The sequence below is a fragment of the Allosphingosinicella sp. genome (assembly GCF_036403745.1).
GTDB lineage: Bacteria > Pseudomonadota > Alphaproteobacteria > Sphingomonadales > Sphingomonadaceae > Allosphingosinicella.
On record NZ_DASWQI010000031.1, the window covers coordinates 90,432 to 110,495 of the forward strand.

Consider the following 20,064-nt stretch of genomic DNA (forward strand, 5'->3'; position numbering starts at 1 on the left):
GCGAGGGTACGGACGACGCGCAGGACGCGGTGGACGCTCTGGCCCGCTATTGCCGAATGTCCGCTATGGGTGGGAAGCGGACATTACAGCTGGGCTCTGCAAGCGCCCGATCCTCGCAGCTCGATAGGCGGCCTTGCCGCCGAGCCTCACAGCAGGAAGTCGCTCGCCCCCAGCGCGTGACCGAAGGTGTCGACCTGGATGACGAGGTCGGCGGTGCCATCGCCGTCAACGTCGCCTTCGATGAACCAGCTGGCGCCAGACTGGTAGGCCCGAAGCTCGCCTGCGGTGTTGCTGAAGGGGTCGGAGCCGATGAAGGTGAAAGCCTGATCGCCCGCCAGGTTCGTGTTGGCGTCGATGGCGGTCAGCGAGAAGTGGTCCGACACATATTCGAAGTCGAGGATGTGGTCGGTCTTCGCCGCCGTCGATTCGGCGGCCGACTTGTAGACGAACAGGTCGTTGCCCGGGCCCCCGCGCATCGTGTCGGCGCCGAGCCCGCCCTCCAGCCAATCCATTCCGCCAAGGCCGTACATCGTGTCGTCGCCCGCTCCGCCGACGAACGCGTCGTTGGCGGGACCGCCGGCGAACGTGTCGTTCCCGGCACCGCCGTAGACGCTGAGCGCTCCGTCGGTCTCGGCATAGCCGTTGAAGAACAGGCTCTCGTCCGCCAGCAGCCCGCCGGCATAGACGGTGAGGCGGCCTCCGGCGGGTACGTTCTCATCCACCGTAGTGATCGAGTAGGTGACATGCTGAGTGCCGCCGGCCGCCGTGCCGCTCAGCAGGCTGAACGTCTCCACCCCGGACAGCGTGTTGGCGCCCAGCGTCAAATTGTAACTGCCGAGCAACGCGACCGTATCGACGCCCGCGCCGCCCACGATCGTGTCCGCCGCGGTGAAGGCCGCGCCGAAGTAGAAATAATCGTTCCCGCCGCCGCCGCTCGCCGTGTCGTTGCCGCCGGAGCTCAGGTCGAGCACGTCGTTGCCGGCGCCCATCGTCATCAAATTGTCCAAGGCGTTGCCCGCCACCGTCTGGCCGGCCGCCGAAGTGCCGACCAGATTCTCTACATTGGCGGGAAGGCCGAAGATCGAGGCGATCGTGCCAAGAGCAGTCCATACCGTGTCGATGCCCTCCCCCGCCAACTCTGTGACGGTCGCGCTGGGACTCTCGACGAGGTAGATGTCGTCGCCGAGGCCGCCCCTCAACTGATCCCCGGCGGAGCCGGCCAGGCGGTCCGGCCCGCCGGTTCCGTCGAGCAGGTCGTTCGCGTTGGTTCCGTAAACGAAGCCAGGGTCGTACCCCAGATTGGCCGCGGTCAGGGTGGTCGCATGAAGGTTCTGGAGCGTGACGAGCGGCACGAACCAATTGGCGCCGCCATCCTGGTCGATCGTGACGATCGTGTCGGCGCCGCTCTGGACCAGGCGCACATAGCCGGTCTCGAACGGATTGTCGGTGCCCGACCAGCCGGTCAGCAGCTTGCCGAGCGACGCGGGGAGGAGGAGGGTGTCGCCCGCTTCGCCCGCGACGAAGTCGGTGACGAGAAGAATCCCCGCCGCATTGTTGAACCGGTCGCCGTCGAAGCCGATCGAATCGCGGCCGGCGCCCAGAATAAGGGTGGTGGTGCCGCTGACGCCCCCAACGTTGAACCGATCGTCGCCCTCACCTCCATCGGCGGAAAAGGTCGCCACATAATAGGAGTGCAAGTCGAAGAAATCATTGCCGGCTTCGCCGTAAGCCGAAGCTACCGACGTACCGGGATTGGCATAGAGGTAGAAGGTGTCGCCTCCGCCGGCGCCGTAGGCGATGTCGGTACCAAAGCCGATATTGATCGTGTCGGCGCCCGCGCCGCCGTGGACGACGTCGTCGCCTCCGTCGCCGTTCAGCCCGTCGCCGGCATCGCCGGCGTAAAGCGTGTCGTTGCCGGAGCCGCCGTAGATGGACGACCGGCTCGCGCCGCCGATGAGGATGTCGTTGCCGCCCTCCCCCCGCAAGGTGTCATATCCCCCGCCGCTCTCGATATGGTCGGCGCCTGACGTGCCGACCAGGGTTTCGCTGGCCGAGGTGCCGATGATCGTCACGCCCGGGGGCGCAGATCCGTCCGGGGCAAAGCCGTCGAGATTCGCCGGGACGAAGGTGGACGCGTCGGCATTCTTGAACGTGACGATGGTGCGGAAGGCGGCGCCGCCGCCGGGGCCATCCCGATCCAGCTGGAAGAGCACGTCGGAGCCGCTCTGGACGAGGCGAAGGTAACCGTTCCCGAACGGGTTGCTCGATTGGTCCCAGCCGGTGAGGGCGCTGACCAGCCAGCCGTCCATGTCGAGTTTGTCGCCGCCCGCCCCCGCCTGGAAGTCGCGGACGATCACCGATCCATAGTCACGAAGGACCTGCTGGCTATCGGTGAACGCGATCGTATCGGAACCGTCGCCGAGCGTGACGTCGGCAGTTCCCTGAAGCCAGCCGATGGTGACGACGTCGTCGCCGGTCCCACCGTCCAGCAGGAACACATTGCTGGGGCCGTAGGCGTTGACGGTCAGGCTGTCGTTGCCCGCGCCGCCGCGCGCGACGACCGTCTGGGCAAAGGTCTCGTACCAGCGCTGGATGTTGATCGAATCATCGTCGCCGTCGCCGTCGAGAGTCGCGCTTCCGGTGCCGACGCTGCTGATGAAGTCGCTACCGTCCCCGCCGTGGACGACGTCGTTCCCGTTGCCGGTGACGATGTAGTCTTGGCCCGAGCCGCCGTCGATCGTGTCGTTGCCCCACTCGCCGTAGAGCTGATCGTCGCCCGCGCCGCCGCTTAGATGGTCGGCGCCGGTGCCGCCCCAGATCGTGTCGGATCCGCCAAGGCCGTCGATCGTGTCGTCGCCGGCCGTGCCGATCAGCTGGTCGGCGACGTCCGTTCCATCGAAGGCTTGGCCGGCGGGGATGGTGCCATCGGGCGAGAAGCCGTCGAGATTTTCGAAGGTGAAGGCGGCGGCATTGCTGTCGCTGAACGTCACCACCGTCACATAGGCATCGCCGCCGCCGTTGGCGTCGATCTGCAAGAGAACGTTGCTCCCGCTCTGCAGAAGCCGGAGATGCCCGGTCGCGAACGGGCTGAGGTCGCTGTTCCAGCCCGTTACCCCGTAGGTCAGGATGGCGCTAAGATCGATCCGGTCGCCGCCCGCCCCCGTCTCGAAATCGGCGACGACGACCCCGCCTTGGGGGCTGTACACGGATTGTCCCGCAAGCCTTAGAATGTCGCGTCCGGCGCCCAGGGTCAGTGCGTAATGCCCGTCATTCGACCGAAGCGAGATGTCGTCGTCGCCGTCGCCGGCATCGACGGTGAGGCCGCCCGTCCCGATCTGGAGCAGGTCGAAGCGATCGCCCCCGGCGCCTCCCAGCAAGGTCACTGAGTCGCCGGTGCTGCGGCGCTCCACCTGGAAGCTGTCGTCGCCGGCGCCGCCGTCGATCAGGTCGTTACCCTGATCGGAGTAGAAGGAGTCATTGCCTTCGCCGCCTTCGACATGGTCGTTGCCGGCCCCGTCGAGGATATAATCCCCGTCGGCGCCGCCGTAGAGGAAATCGTCGCCGCCCTCGCCGCGAATGACGTCGTAGCCGTCGCCGCCGTAAATCGTGTCCGAGCCGTCGCCGCCGTAGATCGTGTCGTTGCCGCCGAGACCGTCGATGACGTCGTCGCCAGGGGTGCCGGTCAGGGTGTCGCTTGCGGTCGTCCCTGTCGTCGTCGGCATCACTGCTCCTTCCACCGCTCTGCCACCGGGCCTATCGCGCCTGCGCCCGTCGACGCGAAAGAGCTATGGCACGGTTCGTTTAATACCGGCAACTCTCAAGCATTTACCGCGCCTGTGGAGAGCTCGCAGCAGGAAGTCGCTGGCGATGATCGCGCGACCGCTATGATGAAGACCGCGATCTTCGCAAGACCGCGGCGGATCGTGCTCGGGCAACAAGGCGACCGCCGATGTCGGCCAACCTCTATCACGATGACTGCCTGAGCTGACGGTTCGGATCGCCCTCGGGAGAATGTCCGCTCTCCGTCGCATAAGGGAGTGGTTCGAATGAACGACTATGGCGCATAGCGGACGCGCCGACCTCGCCGCGTGAATGTCCGCTTTGGGTGGAAAACGGACATTCCAAACGCTACCGCATGCGAGCAGCAGGGAAGTGAGGGACGAATGGCAACGGAGGCTTTGGCTCTACTGCTGGCGTCCCTTGCTCAGGCAGCATCGCCGCCCCCGGCTTCCCACTGGCTTGACTGCTCGTCGATGAGGACGCCCGAAGGCAAAGTCATCTTCATCGACCAGATGGCCCTCGTTTTTTTTGAGAGCGGCAGCGCGCGCGTCGACGAACGCGGCGCCGCCATACTCGACGCTTTTGCCGGATACGTTCAGGCGCCGCCCCACTGTCACCTGATCATCGTGGGCCATGCGGACAGGGTGGGTCCGGACGGCGCCAATCTGGAGCTGTCGCGCCGCCGCGCCAAGGCCGTTGAGGCCTACCTCAGGGCGCGTGGTGTGACCGTGCCCATCACGATCGGGGCTCACGGAGATACGCGGCCGCTGGTCGAAACAGCGGAGGGCACAGCGGAGCCGCGGAACCGGCGTGTAGAATTGTACGTCGGCTAACCTCCTGCTCCTCGATCGCCCTGCCGCGAATGTCCGCGATAGGTCGAAAGCAGACCTTGTACCTCACATGATGGCCACCGCTACGGGCTAACCGGCACGTCGTTGTTGTTGCCTGATCCAAGCGCAAATAGGCCGAGGATAAAGGCCGGGATTGCGCCGAGGAGCAGGGTCGAGAAGCCGCGACCGCGATCCTGAGGGCCCTTTGACGAGTTCCTGGAGTGGCTTCCCCCCTCGTCCGGCAGAGGCGAATCATTCGTTCGGGCCTGGTTGAGCGCTACCGCGGCTTCCGCAGCGATCGCAGGTGTGGTCCGGAGTAAACGCTGCAGGGTGTTCAGCGTGCCCGGTGTCACCTCAAACGGACCGATAGGTTCTGCGCCGGGTCCGGGAATGAAGACGGCGGATCCCGGACGGTCGAGGGTCACCCTACGGCCGCCGGCGATGACGTCGATCACGCCTGCGCGGGTGTCGCCCTGGCTCATGGGCCCAGGCCCGCGGAGGATGACGAACGTCGCCTTCGTAAGACTTGGGTGAAGGTTCATGGCGACGAGCCCTGGCTGCTGGTTGGCCAAGCGGACTGCGTCAGGGCCCACTGCGCCTTCGAAAATCGTCCCGCGAATTCCGATCGAGGCGACTGGGGTCCGCACGCTGGCGGCACCGCCGGGGTGTCCCAATGCGCGTCCCGACATGAAGCGGAATGCGCCCTGGGCGACGCTGATCCCCAGGGTCCTCAGGTTCGTCGCGGTATTGAAGGCGAACCGATCAACGGAGATGCGCGCATTGCTCCCGACGGTGAACGTCGAATGATCGATCATCAAAATTTGCAGCTGGCTCGCTTGGCTGGTCCGGACCTCATCGTTGAGCATCACGCGAGCTTTCAAGATCGCGGGATGAGGTTGAGTTGTGCCGGCGCCCCGGATCACAACGTGATTGCGGATCGCAGCATTGATCCCCACCGGCCTTGGCTCGGCAGCGATCACTGTTGGTGTGAAGATGAGGCCGAAGGCAGCCGCCGCCGCGAAGGCGTGGCCGGCAATTCGGACCGTCCTGACCATGATCAGCTTTTCGCCCCGCCACGCGGCGAACTGAGGGCCCCCGACCCGCAAGCACCCGCCACCTCATTTCGTGCTTCATCCGGCGCAGCACGGCCCTTCATGAGGGTGATTTCGAACTCAGCGCCTGCCCTGTCGTCGAGGCGGCACAATATCGAAGCATATAGCAGTCGCGCAGTCGCAGCGTCCGGGTGCAGCAGCAGCACGCGTTCCAGTGTCGCGGCGGCCGCAAGCAGGTCGTTGTCGGTAATTTGTTGTCTGGCGAGTGAGACGCCTGTCTCAGGAACTCGAGAAGCGTCGGTTAGCGCATCCGGATCATTCGGTGCGCCGTGCGCGAAAGCTGATGAGGAGATGGGCGCCGCAACTAATCCCGCTGCCATGAGACACAATTTCCACCGTGCCAAATCGAATCTCCTGGCACGCCGTATGCGCCCTTATTACGGGAGCATGCGCTTTCAGAAAGCCTAAGGCAATTCGCTGATCATAGCCGGGCAGCCCCTCCCGCTACGGGAAGAGCTCAGGCTACGGCCAGGAGACGTCCGGGGGCACCAGCACGCCAATATGCGCGGCCACCTCGCGCTCCGACGCAGGGGGCGGCAGCGTCGCAAGTGAAATAAGCGGTGGCCACCGCCAGCGCTTGAACCGCTGCTGTGGACGCTGAAAGCGCGTCTTGTCGCAATTGCCCGAGCGAGAGCGTGTCACGGTCCACCTGCCGAGATGGCAATTCGAGTCACGACGTTTCTCGGCACCCTCAACGCCCGCTCCCGCGTGCACACCAAGCCTTATGTTCGCGTCCGACCCTGCCGCGCAAGCCGTAACCAAGGCGCAGTCATCCAATGTCGGCAATGGCGTAGCAAGCGGCTCTCCGCTTTGCAGCTTACGGGCGCATGTAGGTGTCCCAGAGCAAGTAGATTGGGAACGTCAGGACAGTGACGCCAATGACGCCGAACATCACGATACCCAACCAGAACGCCCGCGGGCGCTCGCTTCGGATAACGTCTTGCCCTCGTCCATTCCAAACGCCGCGCCTCACCCCGCGCACCATCAGCCAGAGAGGGAAGGCAGCGATCGCTCTTCCTCAGGAGGTTGATCGATCATGAGAAATCCTTCCGCTTTCGGTGGGACCTGAGGCAGACGCGGGAACGTCCGCAATGGGCGGGAAGCGGACATCACTTGAAGAGGTCAGTCGCGGCCCAAGGCGGTCCCAGCGAGTAGAATTGGTCGACGATAAAAGCCTGGTAGAGGCGCATGAATGCGTAAGCGCCTTCAAGTGTGGGACAGGCACATGCGAGCCTTTGTCCGTCGCACTCGACGCACACCTCGTATACCTCTTTGCAATTCCGAGTGGACCGCGTGATGCTCGAATCGAAGCACGTTGAAATCCGCCACTCTTCTTGCACCGCCCAGCGACCATCGGCCTCTATCGCACTTTCGATCAGTTCAAGGTCCTTGCCCGCAGCCGGTTCATACGCCGGGTCCCACGCAGCAACACGTTCGATGATGCCCTGCTGCAGGGGCGACAAATCATGCCCCTGACGTCTCATGTCTTCGCGAAGGCTGGCCACGCGATCTGAAATCCATTGTCGCGGCGGCATATGGGCTCCCAGGGGGTAGAGGGGCTCGATCGGCGATAGCTTAATGGAAGTCCGACGTCCGCAATCGGTTGAAAGCAGACCGTCAGAAACAGGCTTTACCCGCTTCCACGGCGATGCCCTGGTCGAAGCCGGGGGAACAGGCGCAGCGCTTCGCCGGTCATTCCGCTCTAATGAAGCGGCAGGAGAACTTTACGTTGTAGCCGTAGAAGGCTCCGTCCGGCGCGATGACGAGGTCCGTGATGTTGGCTCTCGCGAAGCTGTCCTGACGCGCCTCGCCGTCGACGCCGAGGGTGACCGTGAGAGCGCCGTCGATATGCTGGATCTCCTTCCAGTCATAATCGACGCGTGCCCCGAAGCACGTGACCTCGCCGCCGTCGATGATCAGCTCAGAGGACGGCTCCTCTTCGTCGACCCAGCGCCCCTGCATCTCGCTGGGGACGGCTGCGGCGCGTGGAACCCGGCTCATGCTTCCCCCCTCCAAACCCTGAGTGCCGACGCGGCCCCTCACGCCCGCGGCGCCTGCCGTCTGTAGCTCAACGCCTCCGCCACGTGCACCCGGCCGACGCCGTCGCTGCCGGCGAGGTCGGCGATGGTGCGGGCGACGCGGAGGACGCGGTGGAAGCCGCGGGCGGAGAGGCGCATCGCTTCGGCGGCCTGGCCCATCAGCCGGCGGCCGGGCTCATCCGGGGTGGCGACGGCGTCGAGGAGGTCGCCGTCGGCTTCGGCGTTGGTGCGAACGGGGTGGGCTGCGTAGCGCTCGGTCTGGATGCGGCGGGCTTCGGCGACGCGGGCGCCGACTTCCGCCGAGCCCTCGGCGGGCGGCGGCAGGACGAGATCGGCGGCGGCGACGGCCTGGACGTCGACATGGAGGTCGATGCGGTCGAGCAGCGGGCCGGACACCTTGGCCTGATAGTCGGCGGCGCAGCGGGGCGCGCGGGAGCAGGCGAGGGCGGGATCGCCGAGATGGCCGCAGCGGCACGGGTTCATCGCCGCAATGAGTTGGACGCGGGCGGGGAAGGTGACGTGGGCGTTGGCGCGCGCGACCTGGACGCTGCCCGTCTCGAGCGGCTGGCGCAGCGAATCGAGGGCGGAGCGCTGGAATTCGGGAAGCTCGTCCAGGAACAGGATGCCAAGATGGGCGAGGCTGACCTCGCCCGGCCGGACGCGCAGCCCGCCGCCGACCAAAGCGACCATCGAGGCGCTGTGGTGGGGCGCGCGGAACGGCCGGTTGCGGATCAGCCTGCCGCCGGTCAGTGCTTCGGCGACCGAGGCGATCATCGACACTTCGAGCGCCTCGGGCGGGGTCAGCTCGGGAAGGATGCCCGGCAGGCAGGCGGCGAGCAGCGACTTTCCCGCGCCCGGCGGTCCCGTCATCAGCAGGTTGTGCCCGCCCGCGGCGGCGATCTCCAGGGCGCGCTTGGCGGTCTCCTGACCTTTCACCTGGGCAAGATCGGGGCCGATGCCGTTCAGCATCGCCTCGCCCGGCTCGGGCGGGCGCAGGACGGCGCTGCCGCGGAAATGATTGAGCAAGGCGATGAGGTCGGGGGCCGCCACGATCTCGACGTCGCCGGCCCAAGCGGCCTCGGGCCCCTGGGCGGCGGGGCAGATCAGGCCGAGGCTGCGCGCCGAGGCGTGCATGGCGGCGAGCAGCACGCCCGGCGACGGCGCCACGCGGCCGTCTAGCCCCAACTCACCGACCGCGACGAACCCCGCCAGCGTCTCGGTGTCGATCGCCCCCATCGCGGCGAGCAGGCCGAGGGCGATCGGCAGATCGTAATGCGAGCCCTCCTTCGGCAGGTCGGCGGGCGACAGATTGACGGTGATCCGCTTGGGCGGCAGCGACAGCCCGATCGCGGCGAGCGCGGCATGCACCCGCTCCCGGCTCTCCGCCACCGCTTTGTCGGGCAGGCCGACGACCAGGAATTTCGGCAGACCGGCCGAAATCTGCACCTGCACTTCCACCGCCCGCGCCTCAAGCCCGAGAAACGCCACCGTGGCGACATGCGCGACCATCGAGCCCCCGCTTACTCTCCGGCCATCCGGAACGGACACCGATCCGGACCTTAGTCCGTTCGCTGAAGGAAACCTGTCGCGCGGAAACCGCACCAGTCGCCGAGGCATGCCGGGCGTCGCGCGATTTGACCGGCCGCTGAACAAGGCCCACTTTGGGCGCCAACAGGGGGACGGACCGATGAGCGGATATATGGTGAAGAGCTGGTTCGGGGGGACTAACGGCTTCTACATGGTGAATTGCGGCACGCCGGAGGGGGCACGCGCGGAGGTCGACAAACTCACCGGCCAGACCAATGCCGAGGCGCTGACCGTGCTCAGCGATGACACGCTGGAGCATTTCCACGTCCAGCCGGGCCGGCCCCACCTCTGCTTCAGCACCCTTCCCGGGAATCGGGGCGCACTGGGCGAGGTGCTCAGCAGCGCGTTCGGCGGCGAGTTCGACATGGGCTGACGAGGCGTCTTGCATCGCTAATACAGCCGCCCCACATCCCTTCCATGAAGAGCTGGTGGCGCAATCTCACGAACATCGCGGCGGTGCGGGCGGGGCTCGTCGTCATTGGGTGCCTGCTCATTTGCCTGACGCCGGTGGTGGGGCCGATCCCCGGGCCGGGCGGGGTGATCGTGTTCGCGGCGGGGCTGACTTTGGTGCTGCGCTACAGCGACTGGGCGAAGAAGAAATATGTCCACTTCAAGCGCAAGCATCCCAAGAAAGGGGCGTGGGCCGACTGGGGGCTGCGGCGCGGCAGCGCGAAGCGGCGTGAGGAGCGCCGGAAGGCGCTCGAACAGGCGGCCGGAGCGGACGGCGGGAATTGACTTTCGAGGGCGCCTGCCATATCGGCACCCGCAACGGCGGCCGCCTCCTGTGGGGTGGCCCTTTTAGTTCCAGTTTTCGAGGAATGAGCGATGAAGCGGACCTTCCAGCCCAGCAGGCTCGTGCGCAAGCGGCGCCACGGCTTCCGCGCCAGGTCGGCGACGGTCGGCGGGCGCAAGGTGCTGGCCGCGCGCCGCAACCGCGGCCGCAAGAGCCTCTCGGCGTAACGCCCTCCCCGGATCCGGGGCTGAACAAGCCCTACACGATCCTCACCCGCCGCGCCGATTTCCTGGCCGCCAACGCCGGCCGGCGCGCCCCCATGCCCGGCTTCGTCCTCCTGGTCCGGGATCGGGGCGATGACGATGCGAGCGTGCGGCTCGGGATCACCGTCACCAAGAAGATCGGCAATGCCGTGATCCGCAATCGGATGAAGCGCCGCTTCCGCGCGCTGGCGCGCGAGCTGCTGCCGGAGGCGGGCATCGCCGGCGCGGACCATGTGCTGATCGGGCGGGCAGGGGGTGTCGAGCGCGATTATGGGGCGCTCCGCGAGGAGCTTCGCAAGGCGTTGCGGAAGCTCGGCGCAGCATGATCGCCCGCCTCCTGATCCTCGTCACCACAATCTGGCAGAAGGGCCCCTCGCGGGTGCTGCCGCCGAGCTGCCGCTACCAGCCGTCCTGCTCCGCCTATGCAATCACCGCGCTTCGGCGCTATGGAGCGCTGCGCGGGTCGTGGCTCGCCGCCCGCCGCATCGCCCGCTGCCACCCCTGGGGCGGCCAGGGCTATGATCCCGTCCCGTGAATTTCGAACCAGTTCCATGAATTTTGAGGAAGTCTAGGTGAATCAGCAGCGCAACCTGATGCTCGCGATCGTGCTGTCGGCGCTCGTGCTGTTCGGCTGGAGCTTCTTCGCCCAGAAGTGGCTGCCGACTGCCAACCCGCCCGCAACGAAGACGGTGAACGGCAAGCAGGTGCCGCTGCCCAAGCCGAACGCCAGCCCGTCGGCGACGCCGGCCGCTGCGGTGGTGCGGGACCGGAACGCGGTGATCGGCGAGACGCCGCGCATCGCCATCGACACGCCGCGGCTGCACGGCTCGATCAATCTGAAGGGCGCGCAGATCGACGATCTGGTGCTGACCCAGCACCGCGAATCGATCGCCAAGGATTCACCGCCGATCCGTCTCCTCTCCCCCGCCGGCGGCCCCGACGCCTATTTCGCCCGCATCGGCTGGACCGGCGAAGGCGTCGCCGTGCCGGATGCGAACACCGTCTGGACGGCGAGCGGGACGCGGCTGACGCCGTCGACGCCCGTCACCCTCACCTGGACGAACCCGACCGGCCAGCGCTTCGACGTGCGCATCTCGATCGACGACGGCTATCTCTTCTCGGTCGATCAGACGATCGCGAATGGCAGCGCGAGCGCTGTGGCGGTGCGGCCGTACGGGCTGGTCAGCCGCGCCGGCGCCTCGAAGGATGTCGGCTCCTACACGATGCATGTCGGCCCGATGGGCGTGTTCAACGGCACAGCCAACTACAGCTGGAAATATTCCGACCTCCAGTCGAAGGGACCGCAGACCTTCCAGACCAGTGGCGGCTGGGCCGGTTTCACGGACAAATATTGGCTGACGGCGATGATCCCGGACCAGAAGAGCAGTGTCGAGGCTGCGCTCCGTCCCGGTCCTAGCGGCAGCTTCCAGGCCGATTATGCGGGTGCGCCCACCGTCGTTCAGGCTGGCAAGGCGCTCACCTACACGTCCCACCTCTTCGCCGGCGCGAAGGAGGTGCGGCTGCTGGACCGTTATTCCGAAGCGCTCGGCACGCCGCTCGAGCGGGCGATCGACTGGGGCTGGTTCCGCTGGTTCATGAAACCGATCTTCTCGCTGTTGCTGTGGCTCTACGAGCATATCGGCAATTTCGGCGTGGCGATCATCTGCCTCACCCTCATCGTGCGGACGATCATGTTCCCGATCGCCCAGAAGCAGTTCCGCTCGATGGCCGCGATGCGGGTGCTGCAGCCCAAGATGAAGGTGCTGCAGGACCGCCACAAGGAGGACAAGGGCCGGCTCCAGCAGGAGATGCTGAAGCTCTACCAGGAGGAGAAGGTCAATCCGGTGGCGGGGTGCCTCCCCATCCTCATCCAGATCCCGATCTTCTACGCGCTGTACAAGACCCTGCTCGTCTCGGTGGAGATGCGGCACAAGCCGTTCGCTTTGTGGATCAAGGATCTGTCGGCGCCGGACCCGATGTCGCCGGTGAACCTGTTCGGCTTCCTCCATTTCACGCCGCCGGGCTATCTCGCCATCGGCGTGCTGCCGATCCTGTTCGGGGTCACCATGTTCCTCCAGACCCGCCTCAATCCGCCGCCCGCCGATCCGGTGCAGAAGCAGATGATGTCGATCATGCCGTGGTTCATGATGTTCATCTTCGCGCCGTTCGCGGCCGGGCTGCAGCTCTATTACGTCTGCAACAACCTCTTCGGTCTTGCGCAGCAGAGCTGGCTGAATCGGCGCTACGGGGTGGGCCGCGACAGCGACACGATCGAAGCCAAGGTCATCACCCGCTGATGACCGAGGCTCCCCACGAGGCTGGCGACGAGGATCTGGACGTGCTGGCCCGGAAGGTGTTTTCCGGGCCCATCGCGTTCCTGAAATCGGCGCCGAGCCTCCAGTTCCTGCCCGACATGGCGGCGCCGGAAGTGGCGTTCGCCGGGCGCTCGAACGTCGGCAAGTCGTCGCTCTTGAACAAGCTCACCAACCGCACCGGCCTGGCCCGCACCTCGAACACGCCGGGGCGGACGCAGGAGCTCAATTTCTTCGACGTCGGCGCGCCGCTGCGCTTCCGGCTGGTCGACATGCCGGGCTACGGCTTCGCCAAGGCGCCCAAGGACGTCGTCAAGAAGTGGCGCTTCCTGGTGAACGACTATCTGCGCGGTCGCGCGGCGTTGAAGCGCGCGCTGGTGCTGGTGGATGCGCGCCACGGGCTGAAGGACGTCGACCGCGAGATCATGAAGATGCTCGATGACGCGGCGGTCAGCTACCGCCTGGTGCTGACCAAGTCGGACAAGGTGAAGGCGTCCGAACTGGCGGCGGTGACGGCGGCGACCGAGGCCGAGGCGAGGAAGCGCCCGGCGGCGCATCCGGACGTGCTGGCGACATCGAGCGAGACGGGCCTCGGCATGGAAGAACTCCGCCGCGCCGTGCTCGAAGCGGTAATGCACGCCTGAGCTTCGAAGAGGCGGCACCGTGATACCGGCAGTGTTTGCCCGGCACTCATGAAACCCCCTGTTCCCCGGCCTGATCAGGCGCTTCCGCGCAGTTCCTTGCGCGTTATAAATTTATGTTATAGTCCTTCTCCTTCAGGGTTTGGGGGGATTGGACCGTGGGAACCATGTCCGCGCGCGGCAGACGTCTGCCGCTCATCGTTGTCGTTCTTCTCCTCATCGGCGCGGCCGTGGCCGGCTTCTGGCTGACAAGTCCGGGCCGGGCCGACGGCAGCGTGGCGGGCGGCCAGCTTCCCCTGCTGTCCCTGACCTTCAATCCGGCCGCATGTCCAAAGGCCGCAAACATTCCGGCGCAGGGCTGGGACTACCCCCAGGCTGCCGCCACGGTCGAGGGCTGGGTGGCGCGCCGCAACGTCGTCCGCACCCGCGTCCACGGCTGGTCGCTGTGGGCGGCGCTCAACCAGGTGGTGCAGGGCGAGCCGCTGTGGCGCAACTGGTGCACCTCCACCCAGGCATACCCCTATCAATATGATCCGAGCGCCAGCGCCAAGGCGCGGCCCGCGACGGGAGACGGCCTGGCCTCGCTCGGCGCCCGGCGCGCCGCCCTCACCGCGGCGTCGGACCCGTCGATCAATCTGGCCGGGCCGAGCTATCCCGTGCCAAGCGCACCGGCGCGGTGCGTCATTCCCACGAAGACCGGCTCGACGCTTCGCGACGGCCCTTCGTTCGCCAACAACACCGACATCCTCGTCGCCGGCGTGATCTACAATCCAATCGCTTATGCCTCGATCGTGAACCAGCAACTCAATGTGAAGAAGACCCTCAACGGTACGCCGCTCACCGGCCCGAACCGGATCGGCAATGTCGAGCTCGCCCCCGGCTCGGTCGTGCTGAAGCCGATGATGTGGCCGGTAAAGGCCACCGGCTATACGGCGCTGCCGGTCTGGACCGGCAAGCAGCAGGACGGCGGCCGCTATGCGGGCTACGAGCGTAAGGACATCTGGAACCGCGCGGTCGCCGTCACTCCGGACCGCGCAGGCGGGCCGAGCATCGTCAAGGTCCAGCTGCCGCTTACCGGCGTGAAAAGGCCCGACGGGACGCTTTGGGGCGCAAACACCTACGACGCCCAGGTCGTCGGGCTAGACCGGTTCTACGCCTACAAGCCCGATGTCGGATCCCTCGATCCGTGCGACAAGGCGATCCTCGATCAGTCCGCCAACGCCGCCTACGGCCGCAGCTTCCGGAGCGGCGACTATCTCGTGATGGTGGCGATGCACATCGCCACCAAGGAGCAGCCGGCGTGGACGTTCCAATCCGTCTACTGGAGCGACCGGCCGAACGAGGGCGCGAACAGCGCCGACCGGCCGCCCCTCCCCGCCGCCAGGGGTCCGTGGCGGAATTATCTGATGGCGGCGACCTACGGCATTCCCGAGGCGAGCTACGGCGGGCGGCCGCCTGTCTGGGGCGTTCACTTCAACCCCTATATCGAGCTCGCCGCCGGCCATCCGATCTCGACCAACTGCATGAACTGCCACATGCGGGGCGCCTTCGTTCCGACGGGCTCGTCCGGGAACGCCACCTACCTCACCACCAAGAACACCGACGATCCCGGGCCGATCGGGGTCCTCGCTCCTAATAATCCGATCTTCGCCGATCTCGTGAAGACCGACTTCCAATGGTCTCTTCCCAACCGTGCGGGAACCCCTCCGCCCCCGCGTAGGGCCGGGGCAGGCGGGGCCGGCGCCAGGAAGTAGGGCGGATCGGAAGCGTGCGGCGTCAGTAGCCCATCAGGGCGAGCACTTCCCGCCGGCTGCGCTCGTCGTCGCGGAACACGCCCATCATCCGGCTGGTGGTCATCATCACCCCGGGGGTCTGGACGCCGCGGGCGGTCATGCAGGCGTGGCTGGCTTCGATCACCACCGCGACGCCCTGGGGCTGGAGATGCTCCCAGATGCAGTCGGCGACCTGAGCGGTGAGGCGCTCCTGCACCTGCAGCCGCCGCGCGAAGCCGTGGAGGACGCGGGCGAGCTTGGAGATGCCGACCACCCGCTCGTTGGGAAGGTAGGCGATGGCGGCGCGGCCGATGATCGGCGCGAGATGGTGCTCGCAATGCGACTGGAAGGGTATGTCCTTCAGGAGCACGATCTCGTCATAGCCGCCGACCTCGTCGAACGTGCGGCTGAGATGGTGCGACGGGTCTTCCTCATAGCCCTTGGCATATTCCTTCCAGGCGCGGGCGACGCGCGCCGGCGTGTCGAGCAGGCCTTCGCGGTCCGGATCGTCGCCGGCCCAGCGGATGAGGGTGCGCACCGCCTCGGCGACCGCGTCGGGGACGGCGATCTTGGGCGAGGGACCGACGAGATCGCCGTCGGCGGGATCGGGTCTTTCGTCCATGCGCGCCTTTCGAGGATGGCGGTGGTGACCCCGACAGGATTCGAACCTGTGGCCCTCAGATTAGGAATCTGATGCTCTATCCTGCTGAGCTACGGGGCCGCACCGCGCAAAAGGCGACGTAGGGCGCGGGGCGGCGCCGGTCAATTCTTGCGCGGGCCGGCAGCACCCGGCGAGCCTCCGCCGCCCTTGCGCGCCGCGCCGGAAGAGCCGCTTTCCGCCGCCCGATCCGGCTGCTAGCCTTGGTGCCAGCGGCAGGAGAAGGGGGCGGCCAATGGTTCGACATTTAGGCACGCTGTCGTGTCTTATCATCGCATTGACGGCTGCCGCGCCCGTCAGCGCAGCGCCGCCGTCCGCTGAGCCGTCTGCATCGATCCTGCGCGACGCGGATCTGCGGACGATCGCGGAATCCTTTGCGCCTGCGCATTCGCTGCGGGCGATCGTCGAACAGGGCATCGACGTGGTTCTCCGCACCAAGCGGGAGCGCGATCCGGAGTGGCAGGAGTTGGAGCGCAAGTTTCCGGGGCTGACGAAGGTCACGCTCGACGCGACACGGGACGCGGCGCTGAGCGGCGTGCCGGGGCTGACGGCGACGCTTCAGGAGGACGCCGCTTCGTTCTTCGCGAGCAACCTCACGGTCGCCGAGCGCGCCCGTTTCGCGGCCTATCTGCGCCGTCCCTATCCGCAGCGTAGCGCCCATATCCCCGTCGAGGTCCGCCCGGGCGAGAAGGTCCTCGAGGCGCTGCAGCGCGCGTCGAAGGCTATCGAGGCGGGGGCGACGGCGGCCGAGCGGCGCGAGGAGGCCCTGTTCCATACGTCGCCGCTGGGGCGCAAGTGCCAGGCCCTGACCGAGACCCTGCTGAAGCAGAGCACGCCCAGACAGAGCGAGATCATCCTCCCGCTGATCAAATCGGCAATGGCCAAGGGAGACACCGCGGGGATTGCCTTCATCGGGGCCCAGTCACCGCACTGATCCGCGGCGGGAGCGTCAGGCTGGGGGCGGCGCGGCGCGCGCGGAGGCGGCCATCTCGATGCCGCGGCGGCGTGAGGCGTCGAGAGTGCGCCGCACAAGGGCCTGGAGCGCCTCGGCCTCATCCAGCACCTTGAGCCCCGCCTCGGTGGTGCCGCCGGGGCTGGCGACGCGGCGGGCGAGTTCGGCCGGGGCTTCGGGCGCGGCGGCGGCGAGGGCGCCCGCGCCCTCGACCATCGCCTTGGCGAGCCGCGCCGCCTGCTCGGGCGGCAGGCCCAAAGCCGCGCCCGCCCCGGCCAGTGCGTCGATGAAGCGGAAGAGGAAGGCGGGGCCGGCTCCCGAGAGGTGGCCGGCGAGCGCGAACAGCGCCTCGTCCTCGAACCACTCGCCATGGCCGAGCGGCGCGACCAGCGCGTCGATCGCGGCGCGGGCGCGCGCGTCGGCGCCCTCGGCGATCAGCTCGACCACACCCTTGCCGAGCCGCACCGGCGTGTTCGGCATCGCCCGGACGATGGCCTTGGGCGCGGCGAAGCGGGCGCGAAGGCTGGCGATCTCGACGCCGGCGAGGAGGGACACGAGGATGGTCGCCGGATCGAGCGCAGGCGCGAGCGCGGGCGCCACCTCATCGAGCTTCTGCGGCTTGACGCCGAGGAGCACCATCGCCGGCACCTCGTCCTCCGGCGCCGCCGTCAGCGTCCGCACGCCCGGCGCCGGCGCCACCCCGCTCGGCCGCACCACCGTCACGTCCGCTGCATCCAGCCCGCATTCAAGCCACCGCGCCAGCATCGCCCCGGCCATGTTGCCGCAGCCGATCAGCCAGAACGGGCCGGGGAGGGAGAGGGTCATTCCGTGCGTCTCTCTCATAGCCTTAAGCTGATCAAGGCAATTGGAGGGGGTTCGCGCAGAGACGCAGAGACGCAGAGGGGCTGTGCCAGGGAAGATGCATTAGAATCCGCAGGGCTGCCGTAGATCAGCCCGCAAGCGGGCTGCTCAAAAAGTCGCGAAGTCTCGGACAACGGATTCGCGCCGGCCTCTCTGCGCCTCTGCGTCTCTGCGCGCCCAAAATTCCGGCCTTGCGCGTAAGGCACGGCGGACGACGGGCTACGCCTCGCCCTGCGTCTCGATCAGCGCCGCGGCGATGGCTTCGTGGGGGGTCTTGCCGGCCCACAGGACGAACTGGAACACCGGATAGAAGCGCTCGCATTCCTCGATCGCCGCCTCGACCAAAGTCTCGGCATGAGCGAGCGTCAGCGTCCCGCGTTCCTCGGCCTCGAGCAAGGCGGCGTGGCGGAAGAGGACGAGGCCGCTATTCGCCCAGAGCTCGAAATGGCCGAGCCACAATTGCTCGTTGATGAGGCCGATCGTCTCGTAGACCGCGTTGCGCTTGTCGGCGGGGACGCGGATGTCGGGGAGGGCGAGGAACTGGAGGACGTTGTCGTCGTCGCGCCAGATCGCGCGCAGCTCATATTGCGCCCAGCTGCCCTGGAACGAGGCGACGATCTCCTCGTCGCCCGAGCGTTCGGACGTCCAGCCGTGCGCGGCGAAATAATGTTCGAGCATGTCGATGGGAGAGCCTGTCTCCCGCTCATCCAGCTCGAAATCCTCGACGTCCATCACTCTCGTCCTGCCCCACCCATGTTCACGCGCGAATCTGCCCGGCGCCCTGTACAGGCGCAAGGGCGGGGACGGCAAATGTTCGCAATATGTTGTGGATTAAGCGTCCGGACCGCCGGAAGCTGTGGATTTCTTTCCAGGCTTGGCCGCCGCCGCCGCATCGAGCGCGTCGAGGCGGGCCTTCAGCGCCTGATTCTCCTCGCGCGCGGCGACGGCGATCGCCTTCACCGCCTCGAATTCCTCGCGGCTCACCATGTCGATACCGCCCATCCAGTCGCGCATCCGCTCCCGGAACGCGCCCTCGGCCTCGCGCCCCATGCCGGCGAGCGTGCCGGCGGCGCCGTTCATCACCTTGACGAAATCGTCGAACAGCCGGTTTTCGGACTGCATGGCCGCGTCTCCTCGAATGCTTTCAGAGGGCGATATCGGTGCTCGACGCGTCCGGTGCAACCCGCCCGCCATCGGGGTTCAGCCGGCCGATCTGGTAGTTCAACGCGGCGGCGAGGCACAGCCAGGCGAGATAGGGCAGCATGAGCAAAGCCGCACCCTTGCGGATCCTCAGGAACAGGAAAGCGGCGACGACGCTGAGCACGAACATCGCCGCGATGATCGCGAAGGCCGGCCAGATCAGCTGGAAGCCGAAGAAGACCGGCGACCAGGCGTAGTTGAGCACGAGCTGGGCGAGGAACACCCCCAGCGCCAGCCCGCGCCCGCGTGCGCCGCGGGCGTGGAGAATCTGGGCGAGGGCGAGGCCGAGGCAGATGTAGAGGATCGTCCACGCCACCGGGAACGCCCAGCCCGGCGGCATGAAACCGGGCTTGGCGAGGGCGGCGAACCAGCCGTTGCCGTAGCCGGAGTTCGACAGCACGCCCGACAGCGTCCCGAGCAGCAGCACCGCCGGCACGGTGACGAGGGCGTAGCGCAGGAACGACATCCTGAGCTGGCCGCGGGAGGCGAGGGCGGTCATTACGCCTCGGGGATAGGGTCTGGACTCATAATCGGCAACGGCCATGACGCCTCCGCTTCGCGGTCGCCGCGGGCAGGGGGGCGGATCAAGGCTTGCGCGCGGCGAGCAGGAACTCACGGTTCCCCTCCGGCCCGGTGATCGGGCTCTCGGTGATGCCCTCGACGATCCAGCCGCGCCCTTCGATCCACGCCGCCACAGCCGCCGTCACCCGCTCGTGCACCGCCGCGTCGCGCACCACGCCGCCCTTGCCGATCTCGTGCCGCTCCGCCTCGAACTGCGGCTTGACCAGGGCTACCATCCGCCCGCCCGGCCGGACCAGGTCGACCGCGGTGTCGAGCACCTTCGCCAGCGCGATGAAGCTTGCGTCGCAGACGAGGATGTCCACTGGCTCCGGCACCGTCTCGGCCGTGAGATAGCGCGCATTGGTCTGCTCGTGCACGATCACGCGCGGATCGCTCCGCAGCTTCCACGCGAGCTGGTTGGTCCCGACGTCGACCGCATAGACCTTCGCCGCCCCGCCCTGCAGCAGCACGTCGGTGAACCCCCCGGTCGAGCTTCCCACATCCAGCGCGACTGCACCCGTCACATCCCACCCGAAATGCTCCAGCGCGTGCGCCAGCTTGATCCCGCCCCGCGAAACCCACGGATGCTCCCGCCCCCGCACCTCGAGCGGCGCCTCGGGCGGGAGCGGTTGCCCCGCTTTCTCGACCTTGCGTTCGCCCGAAAAAACCAGACCCGCGAGGATCAAAGCCTGCGCCTTCGCCCGGCTCTCCGCCAGCCCCCGCTCCACCAGCATCTGATCCGCGCGTGACTTCACTTCGGGCT

General features: G+C 67.2%; 21 protein-coding genes and 1 tRNA gene. 10 read left to right on the top strand and 12 right to left on the bottom strand.

Annotation, left to right across the window (positions count from 1 at the left end):
- Positions 1-146: 146 nt before the first annotated feature.
- A complete protein-coding gene (locus tag VGC56_RS04250) occupies positions 147-3,722 on the bottom strand; it encodes a beta strand repeat-containing protein (protein WP_464123469.1) in 3,576 nt (1,191 codons plus the stop codon).
- Between the two features lie 531 nt (positions 3,723-4,253).
- Between VGC56_RS04250 and VGC56_RS04255 the strand changes: the two genes are divergently transcribed.
- Positions 4,254-4,613 carry an OmpA family protein gene (locus VGC56_RS04255; protein WP_464123470.1) on the top strand — a complete coding sequence of 120 codons (360 nt, stop codon included), beginning with the start codon at positions 4,254-4,256 and terminating at the stop codon, positions 4,611-4,613.
- Positions 4,614-4,693: 80 nt separating this feature from the next.
- Here VGC56_RS04255 and VGC56_RS04260 read toward each other — a convergent pair whose 3' ends face one another.
- From VGC56_RS04260 to VGC56_RS04275, 4 genes are all read right to left on the bottom strand, one after another.
- Positions 4,694-5,665 (bottom strand): FecR family protein, encoded by a 972-nt coding sequence (locus tag VGC56_RS04260; protein WP_464123471.1) that lies wholly within the window; start codon positions 5,663-5,665, stop codon positions 4,694-4,696.
- Positions 5,666-6,831: 1,166 nt separating this feature from the next.
- On the bottom strand, positions 6,832-7,257 hold the full coding sequence (locus VGC56_RS04265) for a hypothetical protein (protein WP_464123472.1): 426 nt from the start codon (positions 7,255-7,257) through the stop codon (positions 6,832-6,834).
- A 157-nt stretch (positions 7,258-7,414) separates the two neighbouring features.
- Complete coding sequence (locus VGC56_RS04270; protein WP_464123473.1) at positions 7,415-7,723, bottom strand: hypothetical protein; 309 nt, start codon at positions 7,721-7,723, stop codon at positions 7,415-7,417.
- A 38-nt stretch (positions 7,724-7,761) separates the two neighbouring features.
- Complete coding sequence (locus tag VGC56_RS04275) at positions 7,762-9,270, bottom strand: YifB family Mg chelatase-like AAA ATPase (protein WP_464123474.1); 1,509 nt, start codon at positions 9,268-9,270, stop codon at positions 7,762-7,764.
- 178 nt (positions 9,271-9,448) lie between these two features.
- Between VGC56_RS04275 and VGC56_RS04280 the strand changes: the two genes are divergently transcribed.
- The 8 genes from VGC56_RS04280 to VGC56_RS04315 all read left to right on the top strand — a co-directional run bounded on the left by VGC56_RS04280 (position 9,449) and on the right by VGC56_RS04315 (position 15,051).
- The gene (locus VGC56_RS04280) at positions 9,449-9,721 is read left to right on the top strand and encodes a hypothetical protein (protein ID WP_464123475.1); all 273 of its coding nucleotides are present in this window, start codon (positions 9,449-9,451) and stop codon (positions 9,719-9,721) included.
- A gap of 44 nt (positions 9,722-9,765) precedes the next feature.
- Positions 9,766-10,083: a hypothetical protein gene (locus VGC56_RS04285; protein ID WP_464123476.1), complete on the top strand. Its 318-nt coding sequence runs from the start codon at positions 9,766-9,768 to the stop codon at positions 10,081-10,083.
- Between the two features lie 90 nt (positions 10,084-10,173).
- Positions 10,174-10,308: a 50S ribosomal protein L34 gene (gene rpmH, locus VGC56_RS04290; protein ID WP_464123547.1), complete on the top strand. Its 135-nt coding sequence runs from the start codon at positions 10,174-10,176 to the stop codon at positions 10,306-10,308.
- Between the two features lie 38 nt (positions 10,309-10,346).
- Positions 10,347-10,670: a ribonuclease P protein component gene (gene rnpA, locus VGC56_RS04295; RefSeq protein ID WP_464123548.1), complete on the top strand. Its 324-nt coding sequence runs from the start codon at positions 10,347-10,349 to the stop codon at positions 10,668-10,670.
- A complete protein-coding gene (gene yidD / locus VGC56_RS04300; protein ID WP_464123477.1) occupies positions 10,667-10,879 on the top strand; it encodes a membrane protein insertion efficiency factor YidD in 213 nt (70 codons plus the stop codon). Before rnpA ends, yidD begins: the two co-directional genes overlap by 4 nt.
- A gap of 37 nt (positions 10,880-10,916) precedes the next feature.
- Positions 10,917-12,641 carry a membrane protein insertase YidC gene (yidC, locus tag VGC56_RS04305; RefSeq protein WP_464123478.1) on the top strand — a complete coding sequence of 575 codons (1,725 nt, stop codon included), beginning with the start codon at positions 10,917-10,919 and terminating at the stop codon, positions 12,639-12,641.
- Positions 12,641-13,300, top strand: coding sequence for a ribosome biogenesis GTP-binding protein YihA/YsxC (gene yihA, locus VGC56_RS04310; protein WP_464123479.1), 660 nt, complete (start codon positions 12,641-12,643; stop codon positions 13,298-13,300). The genes yidC and yihA overlap by 1 nt, the downstream gene beginning before the upstream one ends.
- A 155-nt stretch (positions 13,301-13,455) precedes the next feature.
- Positions 13,456-15,051, top strand: coding sequence for a hypothetical protein (locus VGC56_RS04315; RefSeq protein WP_464123480.1), 1,596 nt, complete (start codon positions 13,456-13,458; stop codon positions 15,049-15,051).
- Positions 15,052-15,073: 22 nt separating this feature from the next.
- On the opposite strand, the gene folE is transcribed toward VGC56_RS04315, so the two are convergent.
- Together folE and VGC56_RS04325 are read right to left on the bottom strand one after the other, a co-directional pair.
- On the bottom strand, positions 15,074-15,691 hold the full coding sequence (gene folE / locus VGC56_RS04320) for a GTP cyclohydrolase I FolE (protein WP_464123481.1): 618 nt from the start codon (positions 15,689-15,691) through the stop codon (positions 15,074-15,076).
- A gap of 22 nt (positions 15,692-15,713) precedes the next feature.
- Positions 15,714-15,790, bottom strand: a tRNA-Arg gene (locus VGC56_RS04325).
- Positions 15,791-15,962: 172 nt separating this feature from the next.
- On the opposite strand from VGC56_RS04325, the gene VGC56_RS04330 reads away from it, so the two are divergent.
- The gene (locus VGC56_RS04330) at positions 15,963-16,661 is read left to right on the top strand and encodes a hypothetical protein (protein ID WP_464123482.1); all 699 of its coding nucleotides are present in this window, start codon (positions 15,963-15,965) and stop codon (positions 16,659-16,661) included.
- 15 nt (positions 16,662-16,676) lie between these two features.
- On the opposite strand, the gene VGC56_RS04335 is transcribed toward VGC56_RS04330, so the two are convergent.
- From VGC56_RS04335 to VGC56_RS04355, 5 genes are all read right to left on the bottom strand, one after another.
- Positions 16,677-17,504, bottom strand: a complete 828-nt coding sequence (locus tag VGC56_RS04335) for a pyrroline-5-carboxylate reductase family protein (RefSeq protein WP_464123483.1) — start codon at positions 17,502-17,504, stop codon at positions 16,677-16,679.
- Between the two features lie 255 nt (positions 17,505-17,759).
- Positions 17,760-18,272: a type III secretion system chaperone family protein gene (locus tag VGC56_RS04340; RefSeq protein ID WP_464123484.1), complete on the bottom strand. Its 513-nt coding sequence runs from the start codon at positions 18,270-18,272 to the stop codon at positions 17,760-17,762.
- A gap of 99 nt (positions 18,273-18,371) precedes the next feature.
- Positions 18,372-18,662 carry an accessory factor UbiK family protein gene (locus VGC56_RS04345; RefSeq protein ID WP_464123485.1) on the bottom strand — a complete coding sequence of 97 codons (291 nt, stop codon included), beginning with the start codon at positions 18,660-18,662 and terminating at the stop codon, positions 18,372-18,374.
- A gap of 22 nt (positions 18,663-18,684) precedes the next feature.
- Positions 18,685-19,239 (bottom strand): TspO/MBR family protein, encoded by a 555-nt coding sequence (locus VGC56_RS04350; RefSeq protein ID WP_464123486.1) that lies wholly within the window; start codon positions 19,237-19,239, stop codon positions 18,685-18,687.
- 85 nt (positions 19,240-19,324) lie between these two features.
- Positions 19,325-20,035 carry a TlyA family RNA methyltransferase gene (locus VGC56_RS04355; RefSeq protein ID WP_464123549.1) on the bottom strand — a complete coding sequence of 237 codons (711 nt, stop codon included), beginning with the start codon at positions 20,033-20,035 and terminating at the stop codon, positions 19,325-19,327.
- Positions 20,036-20,064: the final 29 nt, after the last annotated feature.

Bases quoted from the DNA above. Each gene is read 5' to 3' on its own strand.
- VGC56_RS04285 (WP_464123476.1), top strand. From the start codon at position 9,766: ATGAAGAGCTGGTGGCGCAATCTCACGAACATCGCGGCGGTGCGGGCG.
- VGC56_RS04350 (WP_464123486.1), bottom strand. From the start codon at position 19,239: ATGACCGCCCTCGCCTCCCGCGGCCAGCTCAGGATGTCGTTCCTGCGC.
- VGC56_RS04345 (WP_464123485.1), bottom strand. From the start codon at position 18,662: ATGCAGTCCGAAAACCGGCTGTTCGACGATTTCGTCAAGGTGATGAAC.
- VGC56_RS04280 (WP_464123475.1), top strand. From the start codon at position 9,449: ATGAGCGGATATATGGTGAAGAGCTGGTTCGGGGGGACTAACGGCTTC.
- VGC56_RS04340 (WP_464123484.1), bottom strand. From the start codon at position 18,272: ATGGACGTCGAGGATTTCGAGCTGGATGAGCGGGAGACAGGCTCTCCC.
- VGC56_RS04260 (WP_464123471.1), bottom strand. From the start codon at position 5,665: ATGGTCAGGACGGTCCGAATTGCCGGCCACGCCTTCGCGGCGGCGGCT.
- VGC56_RS04270 (WP_464123473.1), bottom strand. From the start codon at position 7,723: ATGAGCCGGGTTCCACGCGCCGCAGCCGTCCCCAGCGAGATGCAGGGG.
- rpmH (WP_464123547.1), top strand. From the start codon at position 10,174: ATGAAGCGGACCTTCCAGCCCAGCAGGCTCGTGCGCAAGCGGCGCCAC.
- VGC56_RS04255 (WP_464123470.1), top strand. From the start codon at position 4,254: ATGAGGACGCCCGAAGGCAAAGTCATCTTCATCGACCAGATGGCCCTC.
- yihA (WP_464123479.1), top strand. From the start codon at position 12,641: ATGACCGAGGCTCCCCACGAGGCTGGCGACGAGGATCTGGACGTGCTG.
- folE (WP_464123481.1), bottom strand. From the start codon at position 15,691: ATGGACGAAAGACCCGATCCCGCCGACGGCGATCTCGTCGGTCCCTCG.
- VGC56_RS04250 (WP_464123469.1), bottom strand. From the start codon at position 3,722: ATGCCGACGACGACAGGGACGACCGCAAGCGACACCCTGACCGGCACC.
- VGC56_RS04265 (WP_464123472.1), bottom strand. From the start codon at position 7,257: ATGCCGCCGCGACAATGGATTTCAGATCGCGTGGCCAGCCTTCGCGAA.
- VGC56_RS04330 (WP_464123482.1), top strand. From the start codon at position 15,963: ATGGTTCGACATTTAGGCACGCTGTCGTGTCTTATCATCGCATTGACG.
- VGC56_RS04355 (WP_464123549.1), bottom strand. From the start codon at position 20,035: ATGCTGGTGGAGCGGGGGCTGGCGGAGAGCCGGGCGAAGGCGCAGGCT.
- VGC56_RS04275 (WP_464123474.1), bottom strand. From the start codon at position 9,270: ATGGTCGCGCATGTCGCCACGGTGGCGTTTCTCGGGCTTGAGGCGCGG.
- VGC56_RS04335 (WP_464123483.1), bottom strand. From the start codon at position 17,504: ATGACCCTCTCCCTCCCCGGCCCGTTCTGGCTGATCGGCTGCGGCAAC.
- yidD (WP_464123477.1), top strand. From the start codon at position 10,667: ATGATCGCCCGCCTCCTGATCCTCGTCACCACAATCTGGCAGAAGGGC.